This window comes from Crystallibacter degradans (assembly GCF_012952295.1).
Taxonomy (GTDB): Bacteria; Actinomycetota; Actinomycetes; order Actinomycetales; family Micrococcaceae; genus Crystallibacter; species Crystallibacter degradans.
Map to the genome: position 1 here is coordinate 1 of NZ_JABBCH010000074.1, position 803 is coordinate 803.

Genomic DNA, 803 nt, shown 5'->3' on the forward strand with positions numbered 1-803 from the left:
AACCCGCTGCTGCGGGAACCGCTGCGGCCGGAGCATGTTAAGCCGCGGCTGCTGGGGCACTGGGGCACCACCCCGGGACTGAACTTCATTTACGCCCATTTGAACCGGGCCATCATGGAGCGGGACCAGGACATGATGTACGTCATGGGCCCGGGACACGGCGGGCCTGGCCCGGTCGCGGCGGGGTGGCTTGAAGGGACCTACAGCGAGACCTACCCCGATGTGTCCCAGGACCTGGCGGGGATGAAACGGCTGTTCAAACAGTTCTCCTTCCCGGGAGGCATACCCAGCCACGTCGCCCCGGAAACCCCCGGATCCATCCACGAAGGCGGGGAGCTCGGGTATGCCCTCTCCCACGCCTACGGGGCAGCCTTCGACAACCCGGACCTGATCGTCGCGGCCGTTGTGGGAGACGGGGAAGCCGAAACCGGACCGCTGGCGGCGAGCTGGCACTCCAACAAGTTCATGAACCCGGCACGTGACGGCGCCGTGCTGCCGATCCTGCACCTGAACGGCTACAAGATCGCCAATCCCACGGTCCTAGCCCGCATGGACCGGGACGAACTGGACGGGCTGCTGCGCGGCTACGGCCACACCCCCTACTACGTCGAGGGCGAAGACCCGGAGCAGATGCACCAGGACTTCGCCCGCGCCCTGGATGCTTGCCTTGACGAGATCCAGGAGATCCGCCGCCGCGCCCGCGACGACGGCCGGAGCGAACGGCCCCGCTGGCCGATGATCGTGCTCCGTTCCCCCAAGGGGTGGACGGGCCCGGCCGAAGTGGACGGGCAGAAGGTCGAAGG

General features: G+C 67.7%; 1 protein-coding gene. It reads left to right on the plus strand.

The genetic code is table 11. The features are described 5' to 3' along the window. Nucleotides 1-803 (plus strand): phosphoketolase family protein (locus tag HGO92_RS23165; RefSeq protein WP_502305998.1); only part of this gene is annotated, 803 nt, incomplete at both ends.